This window comes from Maricaulis sp., assembly GCF_048268525.1.
Classification (GTDB): Bacteria; Pseudomonadota; Alphaproteobacteria; order Caulobacterales; family Maricaulaceae; genus Maricaulis.
This window is the reverse complement of the sequence record NZ_JBLWVH010000008.1, coordinates 17,227-33,380: the sequence shown is the minus strand read 5'-3', so window position 1 is coordinate 33,380 and position 16,154 is coordinate 17,227. Positions and strand designations below refer to the sequence as shown.

19 protein-coding genes and 1 tRNA gene are annotated in these 16,154 nt (G+C 62.6%); 7 read left to right on the top strand and 13 right to left on the bottom strand.

Annotation, left to right across the window (positions count from 1 at the left end):
* Positions 1-37 precede the first annotated feature (37 nt).
* Entirely contained in the window at positions 38-532 is a 495-nt protein-coding gene (locus tag ACN0X9_RS06125; RefSeq protein ID WP_417486733.1) for a DUF3576 domain-containing protein, read from the bottom strand.
* A gap of 265 nt (positions 533-797) precedes the next feature.
* Between ACN0X9_RS06125 and ACN0X9_RS06120 the strand changes: the two genes are divergently transcribed.
* Positions 798-2,066 (top strand): hypothetical protein, encoded by a 1,269-nt coding sequence (locus ACN0X9_RS06120; protein ID WP_417486732.1) that lies wholly within the window; start codon positions 798-800, stop codon positions 2,064-2,066.
* Positions 2,067-2,262: 196 nt separating this feature from the next.
* Positions 2,263-2,601 (top strand): NtrZ family periplasmic regulatory protein, encoded by a 339-nt coding sequence (locus tag ACN0X9_RS06115; RefSeq protein WP_417486731.1) that lies wholly within the window; start codon positions 2,263-2,265, stop codon positions 2,599-2,601.
* Here the strand turns inward: ACN0X9_RS06115 and ACN0X9_RS06110 are convergent.
* Complete coding sequence (locus ACN0X9_RS06110; RefSeq protein WP_417486730.1) at positions 2,573-3,208, bottom strand: thiamine phosphate synthase; 636 nt, start codon at positions 3,206-3,208, stop codon at positions 2,573-2,575. The two genes, ACN0X9_RS06115 and ACN0X9_RS06110, sit on opposite strands and share 29 nt — an antisense overlap.
* On the opposite strand from ACN0X9_RS06110, the gene ACN0X9_RS06105 reads away from it, so the two are divergent.
* Positions 3,207-3,887 (top strand): YggS family pyridoxal phosphate-dependent enzyme, encoded by a 681-nt coding sequence (locus ACN0X9_RS06105; protein ID WP_417486729.1) that lies wholly within the window; start codon positions 3,207-3,209, stop codon positions 3,885-3,887. The two genes, ACN0X9_RS06110 and ACN0X9_RS06105, sit on opposite strands and share 2 nt — an antisense overlap.
* Before the next feature lie 17 nt (positions 3,888-3,904).
* Here the strand turns inward: ACN0X9_RS06105 and ACN0X9_RS06100 are convergent, their stop codons facing one another.
* Positions 3,905-4,417: a L,D-transpeptidase family protein gene (locus tag ACN0X9_RS06100; RefSeq protein WP_417486728.1), complete on the bottom strand. Its 513-nt coding sequence runs from the start codon at positions 4,415-4,417 to the stop codon at positions 3,905-3,907.
* Positions 4,418-4,669: 252 nt separating this feature from the next.
* Here ACN0X9_RS06100 and ACN0X9_RS06095 point away from each other — a divergent pair, with 252 nt between their 5' ends.
* On the top strand, positions 4,670-5,356 hold the full coding sequence (locus tag ACN0X9_RS06095) for a response regulator transcription factor (protein WP_417486727.1): 687 nt from the start codon (positions 4,670-4,672) through the stop codon (positions 5,354-5,356).
* A gap of 4 nt (positions 5,357-5,360) precedes the next feature.
* Positions 5,361-5,993: a DUF922 domain-containing protein gene (locus tag ACN0X9_RS06090; RefSeq protein ID WP_417486726.1), complete on the top strand. Its 633-nt coding sequence runs from the start codon at positions 5,361-5,363 to the stop codon at positions 5,991-5,993.
* Here the strand turns inward: ACN0X9_RS06090 and xth are convergent.
* The 5 genes from xth to ACN0X9_RS06065 all read right to left on the bottom strand — a co-directional run bounded on the left by xth (position 5,990) and on the right by ACN0X9_RS06065 (position 11,903).
* Positions 5,990-6,802, bottom strand: a complete 813-nt coding sequence (gene xth, locus ACN0X9_RS06085; RefSeq protein WP_417486725.1) for an exodeoxyribonuclease III — start codon at positions 6,800-6,802, stop codon at positions 5,990-5,992. The genes ACN0X9_RS06090 and xth overlap by 4 nt on opposite strands.
* Before the next feature lie 25 nt (positions 6,803-6,827).
* A complete protein-coding gene (locus ACN0X9_RS06080; protein WP_417486724.1) occupies positions 6,828-7,436 on the bottom strand; it encodes a hypothetical protein in 609 nt (202 codons plus the stop codon).
* A gap of 321 nt (positions 7,437-7,757) precedes the next feature.
* Positions 7,758-8,423: a LolA family protein gene (locus ACN0X9_RS06075; RefSeq protein ID WP_417486723.1), complete on the bottom strand. Its 666-nt coding sequence runs from the start codon at positions 8,421-8,423 to the stop codon at positions 7,758-7,760.
* Positions 8,424-8,511: 88 nt separating this feature from the next.
* Positions 8,512-9,378: an SMP-30/gluconolactonase/LRE family protein gene (locus ACN0X9_RS06070; RefSeq protein WP_417486722.1), complete on the bottom strand. Its 867-nt coding sequence runs from the start codon at positions 9,376-9,378 to the stop codon at positions 8,512-8,514.
* 104 nt (positions 9,379-9,482) lie between these two features.
* Positions 9,483-11,903, bottom strand: a complete 2,421-nt coding sequence (locus tag ACN0X9_RS06065; RefSeq protein WP_417486721.1) for a DNA translocase FtsK — start codon at positions 11,901-11,903, stop codon at positions 9,483-9,485.
* A 107-nt stretch (positions 11,904-12,010) separates the two neighbouring features.
* Here ACN0X9_RS06065 and ACN0X9_RS06060 point away from each other — a divergent pair, with 107 nt between their 5' ends.
* Positions 12,011-13,285 carry a UbiH/UbiF/VisC/COQ6 family ubiquinone biosynthesis hydroxylase gene (locus ACN0X9_RS06060; protein WP_417486720.1) on the top strand — a complete coding sequence of 425 codons (1,275 nt, stop codon included), beginning with the start codon at positions 12,011-12,013 and terminating at the stop codon, positions 13,283-13,285.
* 12 nt (positions 13,286-13,297) lie between these two features.
* On the opposite strand, the gene ACN0X9_RS06055 is transcribed toward ACN0X9_RS06060, so the two are convergent.
* The 5 genes from ACN0X9_RS06055 to ACN0X9_RS06035 form a co-directional block, all read right to left on the bottom strand.
* A complete protein-coding gene (locus ACN0X9_RS06055) occupies positions 13,298-13,846 on the bottom strand; it encodes a DsrE family protein (RefSeq protein WP_417486719.1) in 549 nt (182 codons plus the stop codon).
* 83 nt (positions 13,847-13,929) lie between these two features.
* Positions 13,930-14,232, bottom strand: a complete 303-nt coding sequence (locus tag ACN0X9_RS06050) for a gamma-butyrobetaine hydroxylase-like domain-containing protein (RefSeq protein ID WP_417486718.1) — start codon at positions 14,230-14,232, stop codon at positions 13,930-13,932.
* Between the two features lies 1 nt (position 14,233).
* Positions 14,234-14,425 (bottom strand): Trm112 family protein, encoded by a 192-nt coding sequence (locus ACN0X9_RS06045; protein WP_417486717.1) that lies wholly within the window; start codon positions 14,423-14,425, stop codon positions 14,234-14,236.
* 11 nt (positions 14,426-14,436) lie between these two features.
* Positions 14,437-15,354, bottom strand: a complete 918-nt coding sequence (gene trxA / locus ACN0X9_RS06040) for a thioredoxin (protein ID WP_417486716.1) — start codon at positions 15,352-15,354, stop codon at positions 14,437-14,439.
* A 76-nt stretch (positions 15,355-15,430) separates the two neighbouring features.
* Positions 15,431-15,949 carry a prolyl-tRNA synthetase associated domain-containing protein gene (locus ACN0X9_RS06035; protein WP_417486790.1) on the bottom strand — a complete coding sequence of 173 codons (519 nt, stop codon included), beginning with the start codon at positions 15,947-15,949 and terminating at the stop codon, positions 15,431-15,433.
* Positions 15,950-16,072: 123 nt separating this feature from the next.
* Here ACN0X9_RS06035 and ACN0X9_RS06030 point away from each other — a divergent pair.
* A tRNA-Gly gene (locus ACN0X9_RS06030) sits at positions 16,073-16,147 on the top strand.
* Positions 16,148-16,154: the final 7 nt, after the last annotated feature.

Genomic DNA, 16,154 nt, shown 5'->3' with positions numbered 1-16,154 from the left:
CCGCGCCCCCGGTATGCGATCAGCCTGTGCAGCCGGTCTAGTTTTCCAGTTGCGAAATCCGCAGCTGGCGCGCACGGGTCAGGATGGCGTTCTCGATGTCGTACGCCGTCTGGGCGCCTGTCTCCGCGTCGATCCATTCTCCGCTCTCACTGCGCACCTGACGGAATACGCTGACGGCCAAGGCGTCAGCGCGCAGGCGTGTATCGAGAATGTAGACGGTCAGCTTGAAGCGCTCGCTGGCCATTTGCGGATTGGCGTACCAATCGGTGACAATGACGCCGCCGAACGGATCCACTTCAGCCAGGGGCATGAAGCTGATCGTGTCCAGGCTGGCACGCCACAGATAACCATTGACGCCGATGCCCTCAGGCTCGACCACGCGGTTGCTGGCGAGCGGGTTGGGAAGCGAAGGCAAGCGGAATCCGGACGATTCCGATGATGATTCCGCCGCTTCGGCGTTGCGCGAGGCGCAGGCCGGAAGTGCAAGAATGGCGGCAGAAAGGATCAATCCAAGAATCCGACGGTCCGACATGTGCCGTGACTCCTTCGAAACAAGACGGCGAAAACGCACGAGAAACTGCAGGACGCGAATGCGCCTCAGATTTAGAGTGGTTTGTATAACACGCGAATCCGTGCGCGCCAGCGACGAAAGGCACCCACCAAGGAGTGACAAACCTGCAACATGTTTGCGTGAACACGCATCGAACCCAATCCGGACGCTTGACCGGAAGGCCGTGCTCACCTCCTGTAAGGCGCGACGTCCGGGGGGACGGGGCCGATCGGCGGGACCGCGAGCGATGAAACGGACTACAAGCGCGATACTTTTCGCGGCTCTGTCCGGAACTCTTGCGGGCCCGCCGGCATCGGCACAAGACGCTGATTTTCCTGATTATGACCCGTTTGCCGCCGACGATGTCAGCTCCGTCAGCTGGCGTGCCGACATCGGCCTAGTGCTGTTGGCAGGCGATACACCCGATGGCGGCGCCGAAGCGTTGGCGGATGTCGAGCTGGGTTTCGATTTCGAAACCTTCACCGAAAGCGGCCGCCGGTGGGGCTTTGTTCTCACCGGCCATGCCGAGCGCGATCTGACCGGAGATTCTCATGGTGGCCGGGTGGGTGACTGCCCGCCTGGAACCGGGGATTGTGCGGCGGTTGGCCCCGGCGGGTCGCTGATGACTCCGATTGCGCCGGGCAGCGGCCTTTTCAGCGGCGGCAGCAGCTCCAGTGGCCGTGTACGCGCGATGATTTCCGACGCCTATCTCTTCACCGACACCGGCTGGGGTGAGTTGCGACTTGGGTATGGGGCGGGTGCGGCCCGACTGGACCCTGTTGGCGGCCCCGCTGCGGCCCGGCTTGTTCGAGCTGATGGTGGTCACCTCCAGGCGGGGGGCCGGTCGGCAATCCGTTCAGAAACACCCTTCTCCGGTCAGGATCCGAAACTGGTCTTCCGCTCCATTGCGCTCGGGCAGGAGACATCGGTGGGAACGATCCGGATTGCGGCGTCCTTTACCCCGGAAGTCAGCCAGTGCGGTATCGAATACTGTCCCCGCCGGATCGGCGAGACAGGCCAGGTCGGCGCGATCAACACAGAAGTGGCCGAGCTTTCCCTGACCTACAACCTTCGCCGCGGCGAGCACGAATGGGCCTTCAGCACGGCCGCCAGCAAGGCGGGCGGGGTTGATGGCGTTGTCGGTTTCGAACCGGTTTCAAGCCTCGACGCGGGTTTGTCCTGGCGCTGGAACGACTGGCTGGCCGGCGGCCGCTGGCAGCGCAGCAATAACGGTGTCGCCGGTGATGGCGACCTGGAGACCTGGTCGGCCTCGATCGGGTTTGAGCAGGGCGATTGGCTGACTGCGCTGGAGTTTGCGGCCTTCAGTGATGATTTCATTCATGCCGACGGCGAGACATTGCAGGCTGCCACTTCACGCCTTGTCGGAGAATCGGGCCTTATCGGGTTCGGCGTTCAGGCTGCGACCACGCGCGAGCCGTTCATCCAGGCGTCCGGGCGTACCCGGCAGACAGAGAGGTCGATGACCGCCTTTGTCGAGCTCGGCTGGCGATATTGACAATTCCGCCACAGGACTCGGACTTCTTTCATTATTTGCGCAGAATCTGTTGGGTCGGCGGGCAGTGCTGCGCTACAAAAGATTGGCGTGAGGGAGAAGTACGATGATCGGGCGGAACAAACCGTTTGAAATCATTGGAAAAAAATCGACTGTGGCAGGCGCTGCCGCGGCCGTCCTTCTCTGTGCGCCTGCCGCGATGGCCCATGATGTCAATGCGGATACCGAGGCCGCAGCGCCTTGGTATGAGGCTTTTACCCTGTCCATGGCTGAGGCACCGACGCCTGAACTCGATGAGGCCACCACCTATGATCTCGAGCTGGGCGAGCGCTGGGGCGTGACGCTTGGCTATCTGGAGCGCAGCGACTCCCGTGCCAATGACGATCTCAGTGCCGGAGCTTTCGTGACCTTTGGCGACCGGATCCGTTTGGGTGGTCAGGTTCGTTTTGCATCACCCGATGACAGCTTCTTCGTGCGCAACAGCGACGACGAAGAGCGGCAGCCGGAAATCAAGTTCGAGTCGGCCCTTCGTTTCTGATCGCGCCAACGACAGCAACACCTGACATTCCCAGCCCGTACAATCTGCCGGCATTCGTGTGTCTGACGCCGCCGAGCGCGTAGACCGGCAATGACGTGCGCCGGGCCCAGGCGGCCAGGGCCAACGGACCCATGGCGCGCCCGGCTGATGGGCTGCTGCTGGGAAAGACTGTCGAGACAAGGACCGCGTCCAGCCCGGCCCGATTGGCACGAGCAAGCGTGGACGGCGCATGTGCCGACCCGGAAAAGGGCATGCCGCATCCGCGTGCGCGCGCCCGCGCCGCCTGCGGCATCATTCGCTCGGGCCAGTGCACGCCGGCAGCATTGCTTCTTATTGCCAGGTCCAGATCGGACGACACCAGCACGACAACGCCTCTATCCATGCCTCTGGCGACTGCGGCAGTTGCGATTGCCAGCCGGTCAGGATCGCCGAAATGGCGATAGATGAGACCGGAGCCCGGTGGCAGTATGCCTGCCAGTGCGACAGGGTCGGGTTGCCGCATCGGGTCGGTGAGCGCCAGCAAGGGCGGCAAGGCGCATGTCCGGTCACCGCGCACCGACAGGGCAGTCCTTGCCAACCGCGCGGCTGCGTCGTAGGGCGAATTCATGACTGATACTCTCGACATGACGACACGGCGCGACGCGCTCCTCGCGGAAATGGGTGAGCTGGCCAGCCAGGCGGGCCGGGCGCCAGACTGCATCAAACTCGTCGCAGTTTCCAAACGCCAGCCCGAACAGCGGCTGGAGGCGGCGCTGGCCGCCGGTCAGCGCATTTTTGGTGAGAACCGGGTCCAGGAGGCGATGGAGCACTGGGGCGAGCGCCGAAAACAGTATCCGGACCTGGAATTGCGCCTCATCGGTCCGCTACAGTCCAACAAGGCCGCCGAGGCCGTGGCCCTGTTCGATGTGATCGAAACCCTGGACCGGGTCAAACTCGCCGACGCCCTGCGCAAGGAAATGGACCGTCAGGGCCGCTCGCCAGTCCTCTACGTCCAGGTGAATACGGGTGCAGAGGCCCAGAAGGCCGGTATCCTCCCGCAGGACCTGCCGGCTTTCCTGGAACGTGTGCGCGGCGAGCATGGATTCGCGATTGCCGGTCTGATGTGTATCCCGCCGGTCGACCAGCCGCCTGGTCTCCACTTCGCCCTGTTGGCGAAGCTCGCGGAAGAAAGCGGGGTTCAACGATTATCGATGGGGATGAGTGCCGACTACCCCACAGCGATCGCCCTCGGCGCCACATCGGTACGGGTCGGAACCGGCCTGTTTGGCCCGCGTTTGTCCAAGTAAGTGATCTGCAGGTCCGGCTAGCTGATTGTCAGCCAGTCGTCCGGCCGGGCCGCGGCCAGCAATTCACGGACATGATCCGGGTCCAGGGCAATGCAGCCCTCCGTCGGCTCATAATCACCCCGCTTGCAGTGCAGGAAGATGGCAGACCCGTCGCCGCTGACGGGTGGATCGTCATTGTGGCCCAGCACAAGGATGATGTCGTAAAGCCCATCCTCGCGCCACAAGGCCTCATGCGAGGCTGGATATGGGCGCCGCACCGGGCGGTTGTAGGCCGGATCGTCAGGGGCATCACACCAGCCGTCATCGGGTCTCAGGGCGCGGCAGGGCAGTGCCGTTGCCGGCGCCGAAATCCGGTCAGCGCGGTACAGGACACGCCGCAATGGATAGCGCCCCAGCGGCGTGGCGCCGTCTCCTTCACGCTTGTCTGACGCCTTCGTGACTCCCGACCGTCCCAGCGCTGCGCGTACGGTGCCACCTTTCGGCTCGGAGGATAAAGTGATGTGGCCGTTCCGGCTGACCTGCCAATCCATTGGGAACCTGTCGCCAAAAGCGCGGTGGTCGGCGAGGGACATCCGGAACGAGTATGCTCGGATGTCCACTTCGCCTCCCCCACCACGGAGGTTTGTCCGGGCAGCCGGACCTGCCATTAACCAAGCAAATTCGGGACCAGATCAGCCATCAAGCCAGGCTGGGAAAAATTGACCAAACCAGCAATTCCTGCCGGGCAGGATCTGCCGACCGGCAGGAATTGCCTTGTGAAACGAAATGGGCACAATCAACGCATGAACGCGCAAAAAACCATTCTGATCATCGACGATGATGAAGACCTTCGTGAAGCACTCGTCGAGCAGTTCGCCCTGCATGAAGAGTTTCGCACCCTGTCCGCAGAAACCGCTGGCAGCGGTATGGGCATAGCCCGAAATGAAAGGGCTGATCTCATTCTTCTTGATGTCGAGCTGCCCGACATGGACGGGCGCGAGGCCTGCCGACTGATGCGCAAGAACGGCATCACGGCGCCGGTGGTGATGCTGACCGGCCAGGATACCGATGCCGACCAGATCCTTGGCTTGGAGTCCGGGGCCAATGACTATGTCACCAAGCCGTTCAAGTTCTCGGTGCTGCTGGCCCGGGTCCGAGCGCACCTGCGCAGCCACGAGCAAAGCGAGGACGCGGTGTTCCAGGTCGGCCCCTATGAGTTCCGGCCATCGATGAAGTTGTTGCTGACATCGGACGAGAAAAAGATCCGCCTGACCGAGAAAGAAACTAATATTCTCAAATACCTGTACCGCGCTGGCGGCAAGCCGGTTCCGCGCGACGAGCTGCTTCACGAGGTTTGGGGATATAATCCGACGGTGACCACGCATACGCTGGAAACCCATATCTACCGGCTCCGCCAGAAGATCGAACCTGACCCCGCCCATGCCCGCCTTCTTGTCACCGAAAGCGGTGGCTATCGGTTGCAGAGCTAGGGGGATGGCGTTCAGCCTGTCGAAAACCTGGCGACTGGTCAGCCTGTTGGCCGTGATGACGCTATTTGGCCCATCGCCGGCCGGAGCGCAGGAATTGCCGCAACTGCCCCAGATCGACCAGGTCCCAGTCAGCATGTCGGTTCGCTATTACGACGTTGACGGGCGCCGTGTCAGCGATGCGGTCGAGGCCATGCGCTTTGCCGGCCCGATCGGCTATGAAGCGGAGACCCGCACCTGGGGCAGCTATTACATGGAGTATGAGCAGACCTCCCAAGGATGCGCCCTGAGTGTGCTGGAGATTCCCCTCGAGGTTGAAATTCTTTATCCGAACTGGACCGGTTACGATCGTGCGCGGCGGTCGGACCGGGACCGCTGGGATGCTCGCATGCATGTTCTGACGGTCCATGAGAACGTGCACGCCCTGATCGCTCTTCTGGGCATGGTCGAGACCTATAACGATGTCGTTCAGGAAGGACCGCAACCTGACTGTGGGGCGCTGCAGGATCGCGTCCGGTCAATGGTCGACGCTGCCAATGACCGCTTGAACGTCTGGCAGCGAGACTATGATCGCGTCACCAATCATGGCGCTGATCAGGTCGACTTCGATCTTCAGGCCTTCATGGCTGAGCGTCTCTAACCGCCCAGGGTCAGCACGACCGGTGCGTGATCCGACGGCTTCTCCCGACTGCGCTCGTCTTCCCAGATCCGGAACGCATCGCGCCCGCCCGCCAGGGCGCGATCACGGGCCGCCGGCGACGCCCAGATATGGTCCAGTCGGCGCCCGCGATTGGCCTTGCGCCAGTCCTTCGCGCGATAGCTCCACCAGGTGTAGATCTTTTCGTCCATCGGGATGAGTTCTCGCGCCACGTCCGAGAACTGGCCAGCCTGGCGGATGCGCTCGAGCGCTTCGACTTCGACGGGTGTATGCGACACGACTTTCAGCAACTGCTTGTGGGACCAGACATCGTTCTCATAGGGCGCGATGTTGAAATCACCGACCAGCACCAGGGGCGCATTCTCATTGGCACGGCCGGCAAAATAGCGTTCGATCCGCTCCAGGAATTCAAGCTTGTGAGCGAAGCGTGGATTGATCGCCGGGTCCGGCTCATCGCCGCCGGCGGGAATATAGAAATTGTGCAGCTCGAGACCCTCGACGCCGACCCGTTGATGGCGCGCCTCGCCACGCGGGCACAGATCGGCATCGCCCAGGTCTTCCAGCGGGTATTTCGAAGCGATTGCGACCCCGTGCATGCCCTTTTGACCGCGCACATGGAAATGCTTGAAGCCCATTTCGCGGAAGGCCTCTTCGGGAAATTGTTCTGCCAGGCATTTGATTTCCTGCAGGCACAGCACGTCCGGATCGGCTTCCCGGACCCAGTCAGCAACAAGCGGCACGGCGCGCAGGCGCACGGAATTGATGTTCCAGCTGGCAAGGGTCAGGGTCATGGCGCGGTCTCGTCTGTGAGTGGGTTCAAAGGATGTTGTAGGTCGAGCCGGCAATGCCGACAGGCCAGCGACCGCGCGCAAACAGGCGCCAGCGGGCCAGGAAGGGGTGCGGCGGCTGATCGTCCTCGGCTTCGGCCAGGACCACCAGGGCTGCTCCATTGGCCGCCTGGGCGAGGGCGCCAGCGGCGGCATTGACCAGCGCCATGTCCTCGACATCGTCCATCGAGGCGGCGTCCTCGATGATGTCGCGGGCGCTGTCCCCGGTTTTCTGCGCGACCATCGACAGGGCCGCGTGCACGGCTTCTTCGTCGAGGCGTTCCAGCACGCGGGAAACGAGGCCGGTCCGCAGCATTTCCTCGGCCTCCCAGCTGACCGGGTCACGGTCGAGCGTTTCAGCGGCGCCGGCGGCCTCTTCCCAGTCTGTGAGTAGGCCCGGCTCGGCGTCGGGGAAACCAAGCCCGTCCAGATAGGCGCGGGCCAGGTATTTCTCGCGCTCGTCCAGCGGCTCGCCCAAGCGGGCAAACCAGGAGTTGGAATTCAGGCTCTCGGCGAAGGCCTTGGCCTTGTAGAGGAGCGGGATTTCTTCGAGCAGGCGCGGAATATCGGCGTCGTCGGGGTCATCATGGAACTGCATGACGCGTATTTAACCCTCAATCCGCCGCCGCAACAGGGGCGCAGGTGCGAGAAACGGGGGATAGCGGGTGCGAACTGGTCCCAAAACGAAATGCGCCCGGTCTCGAGGGGGAGGAGACCGGGCGCAAAGCCATGCGCTTGTCTGTGTGAGCGCAGCGCCGGGAGGGGATCAATCCGGCGCGACTGAGATAAGGATCCGCAAGCGGGGGGACGACGCCGATCCATTGCCTCTCAGTCAGCGTAACAATAACGCCACAGCGCACAGACTTTTACAAATAAAAAATGAGAAAGAAATTGCGTGTGTCCAAAAAGCCGCAACTTTCTAGCGGCCACGCCTCGAATCGCGCCGTGATTCCGGCTCCGGAATGACAAAAATCCGCGGATTGAGGCTGACGCCTGACTGGACATCGGTCAGGCTGACCCGTGTGATCTCGCCCAGTGCGTCTGTGACAAACCATTCGCGCAGCGCGTAGTCGGTTTCGGAGAAAACGAACATGATTTCGCCCTCCATCTCGTCGGACGGGTCACGAAGTGTGAGGTAAAGAAAGCCGAACTCACGCTCCAGCGAAACAATCGATGCGTCCTCGGCGATGTTGATCTCCGGCTTCAGCAACCACCAGAGCGGGGTTGAACGCAGGGGAATCCTGTCGACGGTCTCCAATGCCCGGTCTTCCACCGCGACGGTCGTGCCATCGGCGATGATCCGCAGCGGATTGGGCTCGTCATAATCGAGCCGGATGCGGCCGGGGCGGGACAGGGCGAAAACGCCCTCAGCCGAGGACCCGTCCGGTGCAATCTGAATGAAGCGCGAGCGCAGCGTGTCGATCGAGTTGAGAGCGGCATTGATGCCGGCCAGAGCGGCCTCGCGGTCCAGCGGGGCCGGAGTCGGTGCCTGCTGGACGGAGGCCGGGTCGACGGCCGCTTCATCAGGAAGCGAGGCCGGTTCGGTCGCCTGCAAAAGGGCGAGAGAGGCAAGCAGAGTGATCATGGCGCCAAGCTGAACCGGGATTGCGGCGTGAGCAAGACCTTGATGTTCATGATCTGCTCACGCCGCATCCCGGTCGGTACCGGTGCTGTCATTGGGCCGGATAGTGGATCTCGTAAGCCGAAAGCTGGGAGCTCGACCAGTGCGGCGCAAAAATGAAGCGGCCGTCCGGCGTGCCGCCAATCGAATTGAGCATGATGTCTTCATCTTCAAACCCGTCCAGCACGGTCAAACCAGCCGTTTCGGACCAGTGCAACAGGCGGCCGCGCAGATCGCTCAACACCAGTCCGCCGCGCCCGTCGGTCACCACACCGTCCAAAGATCCCTCGCCCTCGAGCAGTAGCTCGGTCGCCAGTGTGTCGGGCTGCACCCGGATCAGATTGCCGACACCGCTGGAGCAGACGATATAGATCCAGCCATCGACATATTCGATCCCGTTGGCACCGGTGAAGGGGGCGCCCTCGAACAGGGTGCGCCAGGCGCCTTCGACAAGACCGAAAACCCGGCCTCCGCGCGTGTCTGTGACCCAGATGCGACCATCCGGATCAATGGCGATGTCATTGAGGAAAGTGTTGTCGACGTCGAGCGTCCAGCGATCCAGCTCCTCGCCGCTGTCTGTATCGAGCGCAACCACATGGCGTCCGGCATCGACCATGTAGAGCAACCCGTCCTGCGAAACGATGCCCAGCGGATCGTCAAAACCATCAGCCCAGCGGGCCTGCCATTCGCCTGTTTCCAGGTTGAGTCTGGAGACATATCCCTGTCCGGGCGGGTCGGTTTCCTCACCGGCCCCGGACTGGTTGCCGATATAGGCCCAGTCGCTGCCGACTGGCACATGGACGGCCTCCGGCCGGTCGACATTCTCACTTCGCCACAAGGCGTCCGCCTGCGGCATGGATTGCCCGTGGGCCAATGATCCCAAAAGGGCCAGGCCAGCGGCCAGCCAGATAGATTTCATGATGCGTCCCTCAGTCGTCATGCCCCCGAGCACAACGACCTTTGCAGCGAGTGCGCTATCCGGCCATTCACGATGGGGTGAGCTGGGTGCAGTCGGCAGTCGGCTCAGGCGCCGTCGCCCTCGGGCAGAAAAATTTCGCGACGACCGGCATGGTCGGCGGGGCCGATCATGCCTTCTTCTTCCATCTGCTCGATCAGGGTCGCGGCGCGGTTATAGCCGATTTGCAGCCGGCGCTGGATATAGGAGGTCGATGCCTTGCGGTCGCGGGCGACCAGAGCCACCGCCTGGTCAAACAGACTGTCGCCGCTGTCCCCCAGATCCATGCCGGACTGGCCGTCTTCGTCGTCATCACCGCCGGCGGTGACGGCTTCGAGATATTCCGGAGCGCCCTGCTTCTTGAGAAAAGCCGCAACGTCCTCGACTTCCTTGTCTGACACGAAGGGGCCATGAAGTCGGCGCACTCGGCCGCCGGACGCCATGTAGAGAAGGTCGCCCATGCCCAGAAGCTGTTCGGCACCCTGCTCGCCCAGAATGGTTCGACTGTCGATCTTGGAGGTCACGGAATAGGAAATCCGGGTCGGGAAGTTGGCCTTGATCGTACCGGTGATCACATCCACGGAAGGACGCTGGGTGGCGGTGACCAGGTGGATGCCGGCGGCGCGGGCCATCTGGGCCAGACGCTGGACGGCGCCTTCGATTTCCTTGCCGGCGACCATCATCAGATCCGCCATCTCGTCGATGACCACGACGATATAGGGCATTTTCTCTGCGGCGATGGTCTCGGTCTCGAAGACCGGTTCACCGCTCTCCTTGTCATAACCGGTCTGAACGGTCCGCGAGAGCGGCTCGCCTGTCTCGAGAGCTTCGGCGACGCGTTCGTTGAAGCCGGCGACATTGCGGACGCCGACCTTGGACATGCGCAGATAGCGGCTCTCCATCTCCCGCACCGCCCATTTCAATGCCACGACGGCCTTTTTGGGGTCGGTGACAACGGGAGAGAGAAGGTGCGGGATGCCGTCATAGACTGACAGTTCGAGCATTTTGGGGTCGATCATGATCATCCGGCAGTCTTCCGGCGGAAGCCGGTAGAGCAGGGACAGGATCATGGCGTTGATACCAACCGACTTGCCCGAGCCGGTGGTACCGGCGATCAGCAGGTGGGGCATGCGGGTGAGGTCGGCGACGAAGGGTTCGCCGCCAATGGTTTCGCCGAGCGCAAAAGGCAGCTCTGCCTTGGCGTCCTCGAAGGCCTTGGAGTTGAACAGCGCCCGCAGGAAGACGGTTTCGCGTTTCGGATTGGGCAGCTCGATCCCGATCGCATTGCGTCCCGGCACGACCGCGACCCGGGCCGCCATCGTGCTCATCGAGCGGGCAATGTCGTCTGCGAGGTTGATCACGCGGGATGACTTGACCCCGGGAGCGGGTTCGAATTCGTAGAGCGTCACCACCGGTCCGGGGCGGACCTGGACAATCTCGCCCTTGACCCCGAAATCGGACAGGACACCCTGCAAAAGCTCGGCATTCTGTCTCAGCGCTATCTCGTCGATAGCGTCGTTGCGGACGGAAGGTTTGGCGAGAAGGTCAAGTCTGGGCAGCTTGAATCCGGCCTTGCGGGCAAATGGCAGGGCTCCCTGCGCCTCGCGCGAATCGCGATCGGAAGGTTTGGACTTTCGTGACGGCGCGACCTTGACCGCCGGGTTGTAATTGGGCGTCTCCGGCTCGTCGCTGCGCGCCGCAATCGCCGGCGCTGAATCGGCTGCGCGCATGGCACGCTTCAAGACCGGTTCATCGCGAGGCTCATCTACAGTGTCTCCGTCAATCGGGTCTTCGTCCTCGTCCGACCAGCGGCCAGCCAGCCGGTCACGGAGGCGATCGAACCAGACGCGAAGCGTTGCCCAGGCGAGGCCGCTGACATCGACAGCGGCGCTCAGGTCGCGGGCGCGCAGACCGAAGGTGAAGAAAATTCCGGCAATCGACAGCAACAGCGCGAATCCGGCCGCCAGCACTGTCGCACCGGGCAGCTCAAACCGCAGCGGCAGGGAAGCCAGAGCACCAAGGAAGGCGTCACCGATCACACCTCCCAGTCCTGGGGCGAGAGGCCAGGCTTGTGGAACAGGCAGGGAGGCGACCGCCGCAGCGAAGCCCGCAGTCCCGAGCGCTGCAAAAAACCAGCGGAATACAGCCACCGAGCCCGGGCGTTGCTGGGGTGTCCGCCAGATCAGGATACCGCCCCAGATGACCAGCGCGATCGCGGGCCCACCCGCAGCCCAACCCAGCGCCTGCAGCAAGGCGTCAGAGGCCGTCGCGCCCGGACGCCCCAACCAATTGCCGATCTCGCCGTCCGACGCGACATTCCAGCTCGGGTCGAGGACGTTGTGTGACAGCAGTGAGGCCATGAAAAACACGCCTGTTGCCAGCATTGCGCTGCCGAACAGGAGGTCGGTCAGCCTCAGGCGCCAGGTCGGCGTCGCCTTGGGAGCTGATTTGGGTGCTTTGGCTTTGCGGGTCGAGGGTTTGCGGCTCATGCCTACTTCCTAACGCTGCAAGTCTTCCCGGTCGGTAAACAGAGGTTAACAGCACTGCGACGCTCTGGCCGCTTTTCAGCGCGCGCAAAGAGCCTATTCTGCGCCCCATGACCCAGACACCATCCTATCAAGGCGATGTTGTGATCGTCGGCGGCGGCCTGGCCGGAATGACATTGGCGCTGGCCATGGACCAGGCGGGCCTGACGGTCGCCTTGGTTGATGTGCTTGAGATGGACGAACAGATCGCGCCGGAGTTCGACGGTCGCGCCTCGGCGCTGGCCTATACCTCTTGGCGCATGTTCGAGGCGCTCGGCGTCGCCGAATTTCTCAAGCCCCACACCCAGCGCATTGAGCACATCCTGGTGTGTGACGGGCGCCCCTATGGTGGCGACAAGCCGGGTGGGCCGGGACCGCACAGCCTGCATTTCGATCGACGTGAGATTTCCGAAGGTGATGACGGAGAACCGCTGGGGTGGATGGCGGAGAACCGCCATTCCCGTTATGCGCTGATTCAGAGCCTGAAATCGAAACCTGGCATTTCGGTCTTCGCGCCGGCCAAGGCGGATCGCTATGAGACCCGCGGCGATGGCGTTGATCTTTTTCTCGACGATGGCCGGATGCTGTCAGGCCAGCTTCTGGTCGCCTGCGACGGCAAGTTTTCGAGGCTTCGCCAACAGGCCGGTATACGGACTGCGGGCTGGCAGTATGGTCAGAAGGGCGTCGTCGCCACGGTCCGTCATGCCGAGCCGCATAATGGTGTAGCCTACGAATACTTCCTGCCATCAGGGCCGTTTGCCATACTGCCACTTCCTGACAATCGGGCCTCCCTGGTGTGGACCGAGCCGGATGCCATCGCCGATGCTCTCAAGTCCGCTCCGGAAGAAGTTTTCCAGGAAGAACTCGAAAATCGCTTTGGTGACTTTCTCGGTGAGGTCCGGCCGGAGGGCCCCCGTTTCACCTATCCATTGGGGCTGCGCTATACGGAGCGCTTCTGCGACGAACGGATCGCCTTTGTCGGCGACGCGGCGCGCGGGATCCACCCGCTGGCGGGTCAGGGCTTCAATCTGGGAATACGCGATGCGGCGGCTCTGGCGGAAGTCACCGGCGAAGCCAAGCGTGTCGGCCTTGATATCGGTGCCCTGATCACGCTTCGCCGCTATGAGGACTGGCGCAAGTTTGACAGCGCCTCGCTGGCCGCCGGTACCGACATGTTCAACCGGTTGTTCTCCAACGATATTGAACCGATCCGGCAGTTGCGCGGTCTCGGCATGTCCCTGGTCAACAAGATCGGTCCGGCCCGTCGCTTCTTCATGCGCCAGGCCGGCGGAGAAACCGGTGATCCGCCACGGCTCTTGAAGGGTCGGCGTCTGGATGCGGCCTGAGACAGGCCGGGCTCAGAACGGGTTGAGGGTGTAGCCTTCCTGCTGCAACAGCGCGTGCGCGGTCATGGCCGAAAGCGCCATTTCGACGCCCGGCAACAGGTCGGAACGTTCAACGTCATAATAGGTTGCGCTCTGGCCACAGACGATTACGCGGACATTATGGTCCAGCAGGGTCTCGACAAGCCCGGCGTTGACGCCCGCGGTTGCTGACGACACGTCATGCACAGCGCCGCCGTGCACGATGACCGCAACCCGCAGCGAGTCTGCGTCCACGCCATTGGCGACATGCATATTGAGAAATCTCGCGCTACTTGTCAGCGTCCGGTTGAGCTCGTCCGGCCCGGCTCCGGTAGCGGTGTCGAAGGCCACAGCGAACGCGGCACCTTCCGGAATAGGCATGTCGGTGTCGACGATCGCGATCTGGCCATAGGCCTCGATCAGCGGGCCGGGTCCGAAATCATCGGGTCCGGCGGCTTGGGCGGCCGCGCCCAGGGCGGCGCTGCCAAGGCCTGCCAGACAAAGCGTGACGATGCGGCGGGTGGAGGCGGGCAAATCGGACATGTCTGAGATTCCTCGAAATTCATTCGGCCGACCTGGCCACGGACGACAGGCAATGTTGTCAGCGCCTGTCCGGATGATTGTGCTCAGCGGGCGGATTCGCCCAGCGCATACAGGTAGTCCCAGGTGAAAAGGCCGCTGTCATGGCCATCATCAAACAGGATACGGACGGCGTAGCGACCGACCGGTTCGGCAGCCCTGACACCCACATTCTGCTTGCCTGTCACCACTTTCTTTTGGCCGGGTCCGTGTCCCTGGACCTCGGCGCTGGGACTTTCGACACGCAAGGTCTCGAACGGAATTTCGAAGGCTTGACCATCGTCAAACCGCACGTGGAGCCGCTTGTCGGCGCTGGAAAAGTCCAGGGTTTCAGGCCAGGGGCGTGCCATATCAGTCGTCCAGCTGCCGGGCTTCGTCAGGCAGCATGATCGGAATGCCGTCCCGGATCGGATAAGCGAGGCCGGCACCTTCGGAGATCAGCTCGCGGGCTTCGCGGTCATAACGCAGCGTCTCGCGGGTCACGGGGCAGACCAGGATCTCGAGAAGTTTGGGGTCAATGTCGCGGGTTTCTGTATCGCTCATCGGGCATATCCTCAGGAAAACAGGATGGCTGAAAGGCGGCGGCGGCCGTCGCGCGTGACATCGGATGCAGGTCCGGCGGCTTCGAAGACTTTCAGCAAAAGGGTACGGGCCGCCTGTTCGTTCCACTCGCGATCGAGGGCTGTGATGGCGATCAGCTGATCGACCGCACCTTTATGGTCGCCGCCGGTCAGCAGCGCTTCGGCGAGATCGTACCGTGCCTGGAAATTGCCGGAGTCAGCAGCAACAGCCTGACGCAATGCCGCAGTTTCCGCGTCGTCGACCGGCGCTCCGGTTGCCAGTTCCAATGCGGCTCTTGCGCCATCAATGGCCGGATCGTCGGCACGGTCCGCCGGGACCTGCGCCAGGATGCTGGCCGCCTTGTCGGTGTCACCAGCCTTGATCCAAAGGCGGACAAGCGCCGCCATCGCGCCAGGATGGCCCTGATCGGCCTGCAGGACGGTGGCAAGATCCTGGGATGCGCCATTGAGGTCGCCGGTGTCGATCGAGGCGAGGGCACGATCGACCAGGCCGCGAAGCTCGGCTTCGCTCGGGCCCTTGCCGGAAATACGGGCAATGAAGTCCTTGATCTGGCTTTCGGGCAGCGCGCCGGTGAAACCGTCGACAGGCTGTCCGTCCTTGAAGGCAAATACGGCCGGGATCGACTGGACCCGCAATTGTTGTGCAATGCCGGGGTTTTCGTCGATATTGATCTTGACCAGCCTTACCGCGCCGCCGGCTTCCATCACACATTTCGCGATCAGCGGGCCGAGCTGGCGGCACGGGCCGCACCACGGGGCCCAGAAGTCGACAATGACCGGGACTTCGCGGGATGGCTCGATGACGTCCTGCATGAAACTCTGGTCGGAGGAATCCCGCACCAGGTCGTTCGTGTCGGTCTCGTTGTCGCCGGTTCCACCGATCAGGGTCATGCTGCCGTCCTTGTCATTGCGGGATCGTATTGGGGCTGGGTCTTAAGTGGCCTTTGCACGCCATCGATGCAAGCGGTCACTGTGGCGAAGCAGGGGAGGTGGCCAGTGTCCCGAAATCCATGATCAGCGGCTCGTGGCCGGTATCACGCGCGAAACGGATCAGATCCGTGGCGAGAACCGCTGTGGTGGCGTCATTCGACAATGGATGGAAATTGACCAGTTCGTGCCGCATCAGGGCTGCGTCGAGAATGAACTGAACTCGTCCGGCGGTGTCATTGGCCAGGGCGAAGGCACTGACCGATCCGGGCCGCACGCCCAACGTTTCAAACAGCAGTTCGGGTTTGCCGAAAGACAGTCGACCACATCCCAGCACCGGGTGCAGCTTGTTGATCGGGACCGAGGTCTCGCCCAGGGCCGAGACCAGGATGAGATGATCTTTCTTGTCTCTCAGGAACAGGTTCTTGGTGTGACCACCCGGCAGGGACTGCTTGATGTGTTCGCCCTCCGCGACCGTAAAGATGGGGGGGTGGTCGTGGGTTTCATGCGCAATACCAAGCGCATCGAGGCGCTGCAGCAGCTGGGTCCGGTCGATCATCATATCCGTGTTGAAGCCCGGCTGCGCGTGATGTGCAAGTGGATGGCGACAGGTGCTTGCAATCTTCGGAACTTTGCGCGATATACCCCGCTCCCCGGCGCGGCCAGACCGCGCCAATCGTGAGCGGGCGTAGCTCAGGGGTAGAGCGTCACCTTGCCAAGGTGAATGTCGTGAGTTCGAATCTCATCGCCCGCTCCATTCTCTT